Annotated in this window: 6 protein-coding genes; 4 read left to right on the top strand and 2 right to left on the bottom strand. The window is 69.3% G+C overall.

Annotated features, from left to right (window positions below; all coding sequences use genetic code 11):
• Nucleotides 1-936 (top strand): amidase family protein (locus tag A612_RS04850; RefSeq protein WP_019373414.1); only part of this gene is annotated, 936 nt, incomplete at its 5' end.
• A gap of 23 nt (nt 937-959) precedes the next feature.
• Complete coding sequence (gatB, locus tag A612_RS04855; protein ID WP_019373415.1) at nt 960-2,408, top strand: Asp-tRNA(Asn)/Glu-tRNA(Gln) amidotransferase subunit GatB; 1,449 nt, start codon at nt 960-962, stop codon at nt 2,406-2,408.
• 69 nt (nt 2,409-2,477) lie between these two features.
• On the opposite strand, the gene A612_RS04860 is transcribed toward gatB, so the two are convergent.
• Both A612_RS04860 and pyrE read right to left on the bottom strand, forming a co-directional pair.
• Nucleotides 2,478-3,137 carry a flotillin family protein gene (locus A612_RS04860; protein WP_019373416.1) on the bottom strand — a complete coding sequence of 220 codons (660 nt, stop codon included), beginning with the start codon at nt 3,135-3,137 and terminating at the stop codon, nt 2,478-2,480.
• An 85-nt stretch (nt 3,138-3,222) separates the two neighbouring features.
• Entirely contained in the window at nt 3,223-3,948 is a 726-nt protein-coding gene (gene pyrE / locus A612_RS04865; RefSeq protein ID WP_019373417.1) for an orotate phosphoribosyltransferase, read from the bottom strand.
• A gap of 10 nt (nt 3,949-3,958) precedes the next feature.
• On the opposite strand from pyrE, the gene A612_RS04870 reads away from it, so the two are divergent.
• Nucleotides 3,959-4,762, top strand: a complete 804-nt coding sequence (locus A612_RS04870) for an exodeoxyribonuclease III (protein ID WP_040436102.1) — start codon at nt 3,959-3,961, stop codon at nt 4,760-4,762.
• 17 nt (nt 4,763-4,779) lie between these two features.
• Nucleotides 4,780-5,003, top strand: a 224-nt coding sequence (locus A612_RS04875) for an MBL fold metallo-hydrolase (protein WP_019373419.1), incomplete at its 3' end; no start/stop codon positions are given.

The following is a 5,003-nucleotide window of genomic DNA, read 5'->3' on the forward strand; positions in this document are numbered from 1 at the left end:
GGCGGCTCCATCCGCCAGCCGGCCAGCCTGTGCGGCATCACCGGCATCAAGCCGACCTACGGCCGCGCCAGCCGCTACGGCATGATCGCCTATGCCTCCAGCCTGGATCAGGCGGGCGTGATGGCGCGCTCGGCCGAGGACTGCGCGCTGCTGCTGAGCCAGCTGTGCGGCCCGGACCTGGAGCGAGACTCCACCAGCCTGGACCGGCCGGCCGAGGATTTCGGCCGCAACCTGGGCGAGGGCATCGAGGGCCTGCGCATCGGCGTGCCGCGCGAATTCCTCGGCGATGGACTGGCGCCGGACGTGCGCGCCGCCGTCGAGGCCGCGCTCCAGGAGTATGAAAGGCTCGGCGCAAAGCGGGTGGAGATCTCCCTGCCGCGCACCGACCTGGCCGTGCCGGTCTACTACATCCTGAGCCCCGCCGAGGCGAGTTCCAACCTGTCGCGCTTCGACGGCGTGCGCTACGGCCACCGCGCCGCACAGTATTCCGACCTGGTGGACATGTACAGGAAGTCGCGCTCCGAGGCCTTCGGCGAGGAGGTCAAGCGGCGCATCATGATCGGCACCTACGTATTGAGCGAAGGCTATTACGACGCCTACTACCTGCAGGCGCAGAAGCTGCGGCGCATGATCGCCGACGACCTGCAGCAGGCCTTCACGCAGTGCGACGTGATCGCCGGGCCGGTCTCGCCTACCGTCGCCTGGCCGATCGGTGCCAAGACCGATCCGCTCGCCACCTACCTGGCCGACATCTACACCCTGCCCGCGTCGCTTGCCGGCCTGCCGGCGATGAGCGTGCCGGCGGGCTTCGGCGACGCCGGCATGCCCGTGGGCCTGCAGCTGATCGGCAACCACTTCCAGGAGGCGCGCCTGCTGAACCTCGCGCACCGCCTGCAGCAGGCCACCGACTTCCACCTGCGCCGCCCGGCCGCCTGATCCGAGACACCGCCCCGCTTGCCATGACAGCCAAACTCATCCAGGGCTACGAGGTCGTGATCGGCTTCGAGACGCACGCCCAGCTGGCCACCGCCAGCAAGATCTTCAGCCGCGCCAGCACCGCCTTCGGCGCACCGCCCAACACCCAGGCCAGCGCCATCGACCTGGCCCTGCCCGGCACGCTGCCGGTCATGAACAAAAAGGCGGTGGAATTCGCCATCAGGCTCGGCCTGGCGCTGGGCTCGAACATCGCCCACGAGAGCGTGTTCGCGCGCAAGAACTATTTCTATCCCGACCTGCCGCACGGCTACCAGATCAGCCAGTTCGACAAGCCGGTGGTGCAGGGCGGCGAGGTGTCGTTCTACCTGGGCGGGGAGAAGAAGACCGTGCGCCTGGTGCGTGCGCACCTGGAGGCCGACGCCGGCAAGTCGCTGCACGAGGACTTCGTCGGCATGAGCGGCATCGACCTGAACCGCGCCGGCACGGCCCTGCTGGAGATCGTGACCGAGCCGGACATGCGCTCGAGCGAGGAAGCCGTGGCCTACGCCAAGGAGTTGCACAAGCTCGTGACCTGGATCGGCATCTGCGACGGCAACATGCAGGAAGGCTCGTTCCGCTGCGACGCCAACGTCTCGGTGAGAAAGCCCGGCCAGCCGCTGGGCACGCGCCGCGAGATCAAGAACCTGAACTCCTTCAGGTACATGCAGCAGGCCATCGACTACGAGATCCGCTGGCAGATCGAGCAGCTCGAGGACGGGCACAGGATCGAGCAGGCCACCGTGCTGTTCGACCCCGACACCGGCGAGACGCGCGCCATGCGCACCAAGGAAGACGCCGCCGACTACCGCTACTTCCCCGACCCGGACCTGCCGCCGCTGGTGATTGCGCCCGGCTGGATCGACGAGGTGCGCGCCACCATGCCGGAGCTGCCGCGCGCCATGGCGGCGCGCTTCGTCGAGCAATACGGCCTGCCCGAGTACGACGCGACCACGCTCACGCAGAGTTTGGGCCTGGCGGCCTATTTCGAGGACGCGGCACGTGCTTGCGGCCAGCCGAAACTGGCCAGCAACTGGGTCATGGGCGAGATCTCGCGCCGGCTCAATGCCGAGGAAATCGGCATGGATGCGGTCAAAGTCTCCAGCGCCCAGCTCGCGGCATTGATCGCCCGCATCCACGACGGCACCATCAGCCACAACGCCGCGCGCCAGGTGTTCGACGCGCTTTGGGGCGGCGAAGGCCAGGACGTCGATGCGCTGATCGAGGCCAAGGGCCTCAGGCAGATGCAGGATGCCGGCGCGCTGGAGGCCATCGTCGACGAGGTCATCGCCGCCAACCCGGGCAACGTCGAGCAGTACCGCGCCGGCAAGGACAAGGCCTTCAACGCCCTGGTGGGCCAGGTCATGAAGGCCAGCAAGGGCAAGGCCAACCCGCAGCAGGTGAACGCGCTGCTCAAGGCGCGGCTGGGCAGCTGAGGAAACACGGCCGCGCCCGGCGCCGCGGCGCGCGGCGACCAACCGCGACCTGTGGGGCCGAGGCCGGCCTCAGTTGGCGCTGGATGCCCCAGGCGGCGCCCAGCGCTCGGCCGCCGCACGCTGCGCCGCCCAGAGCCGGCGCAAGAGGGCCAGCTCGGCGTCGAAACGCTGCTGCACGCGCTCGCGTTCCTGCTCCTGCAGGGCGATGAAGCGCTGCTGCTCGCGCACGCCCAACTCGTTGTCGGCGTATTGGCGCTGCAGCTTGGCCGGCGCTTTGGACAGGTCGCCGTCGTAGAACTCCAGCTCGACGTCGAGGCGCTTCTTCTCGGCCGCCAGTTCCGAGATGCGCTGGCGTGCCACGGCCGTCACCTCGCTGACCTGGGCCAGCGCCTGCTCGCGCTCGGCCTGGTGGCTCGCCTCGTCGGGGTAGCGCGTGACCAGGGCGCGTTCGCGCCGGCGCTCCTCGGCCACGCGCGCCCGCTCCTGGGCCTCGGCGCGGCGCCTTTGCTCCAGCGCGGCGCGTTCGTGCTCGGTCAGCGTGGGGCCGATGCGCCGGCGCTCGGTGCCGGTGTGGTCCAGCACGCGCTGCTCGCGGTCGATGCACTCGGCAATGGGCCGGTCCGAGGTCAGGCGCCGACCGAGCTTGTCGATGCAGGTGTAGACCTCCACGGGCCCCTTGCCCTGCTGCGCGTGCGCCGCGGCAGCTGCCAGGCCCAGCCCGATCAGCACCCCCCGCCATCCTTGTCGTACAAGCGTTCTCAAGCCAGCTCCTGCCCTAGAACCATGCGGGTGGCGGCCGGGCGCCGCGTGGCGCTCAGCCCTCCACCCCGTAGCGCTGGCGGTAGGCCAGCACGCGTTCACGGTGCGCGCGCATCTGCGCGCCCGCCCCGCTTGCCGAAAGATATTGCAACAAGTCTGCCAGGGTGGCGATGGCACAGACCCGCAGGCCCAGGACGTCGCGCACGTACTGCACCGCGCTGTGCTCCACGTCGCGCCCGTCCTCGGTCGCCTTTTCCTGCCGATCCAGGGCAATGGCCATGGCGTGGGGCTCGGCGCCGGCGGCGCGGATCAGCGCGATCGACTCGCGTGCGGCCGTGCCGGCGCTCATCACGTCGTCGATGATCAGCACGCGCCCGGCCAGCGGCGCGCCGACGAGCTGGCCGCCCTCGCCGTGGTCCTTGGCCTCCTTGCGGTTGTAGGCAAATGGCACATTGCGCCCGCGCCGCGCCAGCTCCACCGCCACCGCCGCGGCCAGCGGGATGCCCTTGTAGGCCGGGCCGAAGACCATGTCGAACTGCACGCCACTGTCCAGCAGGGCCTGCGCATAGAATTGCGCCAGCTGCCCCAGCTTGGCGCCGTCATCGAACAGACCGGCGTTGAAGAAGTACGGGCTCATGCGCCCGGCCTTGGTCTTGAACTCGCCAAAGCGCAGCACCCCCGCCTCGACGGCAAAACGCACGAAGTCCTGCGCCAGGCGCGCCGCCTGCGGCCCTGGCGCGTTGTCCTGCCCGCCCTCCGAGGCGGCGCTCTGATTCAGCATGGATCCATCCCTGTTCAAACTCACCAGCCTCAACCTCAACGGCATCCGTTCGGCCGCCTCCAAGGGGCTCGAGCCTTGGCTGGAGCAGTACCGCCCGGATTGTATTTGCGTGCAGGAGGTGCGCTGCCAGGCAGCCGACCTGCAGGGCCGCTTCGAGCAGCTGGCGGGCCTGCAGGGCCATTTCCACTTCGCCCAGAGGAAGGGCTATTCCGGCGTCGGCATCTACACGCGGCACGAGCCCAGCGACGTGCGCGTGGGCTACGGCTGCGGCGAGTTCGACCCGGAAGGCCGCTACCTGGAGCTGCGCTTTGACACCCCGACGCGCCGCCTGTCGATCATCAGCGTCTATTTCCCGAGCGGCTCCTCAGGCGAAGAGCGCCAGCTGGCCAAGTTCCGCTTCCTGGACAATTTCCACCCGCACCTGATGCGCCTCAAGGCCGAGCGCGAGTTCATCCTGTGCGGCGACATCAACATCGCCCACAGCCAGGCGGACCTCAAGAACTGGCGCAGCAACCAGAAGAACAGCGGCTTCCTGCCCGAGGAGCGCGCCTGGATGACAAAATTGTTGCACCCGACTGACCCGACGGGCGGCCTGGTGGACGTTTACCGCCACCTGAAGCCCCACACCACCGACGAGTGCTACACCTGGTGGAGCAACCGCGGCCAGGCCTACGCCAACAACGTGGGCTGGCGCCTGGACTACCACCTGGCGACGCCCGCCCTGGCGCAGCTCGCGCGCACCGAACACATCTACAAGGACCAGAAGTTCAGCGACCACGCGCCCATCACGGTGGGCTACGAACTGGCGCTGTGACCGGCCCGGAGAACCACATGCTGCACTACCACACCATCCCCGTCACGCCCTTCCAGCAGAACTGCTCGCTCGTCTGGTGCGACCAGACCATGGAGGGCGCCGTGATCGACCCGGGCGGCGAGCTGGAACGCATCGAGGCCGAGGCCGCGCGCCGCGGCATCCGGCTTGCCGCCATCTGGCTGACCCACGCGCACATCGACCACGCCGGCGGCGCCGGCGAGCTGGCCGAGCGGCTGGGGCT

The sequence above is a fragment of the Melaminivora alkalimesophila genome (assembly GCF_000282995.1).
Lineage (GTDB): Bacteria > Pseudomonadota > Gammaproteobacteria > Burkholderiales > Burkholderiaceae_C > Melaminivora > Melaminivora alkalimesophila.

What these genes read in the sequence shown, in the direction of transcription:
- gatB (WP_019373415.1), top strand. Translation starts at nt 960, where the DNA reads ATGACAGCCAAACTCATCCAGGGCTACGAGGTCGTGATCGGCTTCGAG.
- pyrE (WP_019373417.1), bottom strand. Translation starts at nt 3,948, where the DNA reads ATGCTGAATCAGAGCGCCGCCTCGGAGGGCGGGCAGGACAACGCGCCA.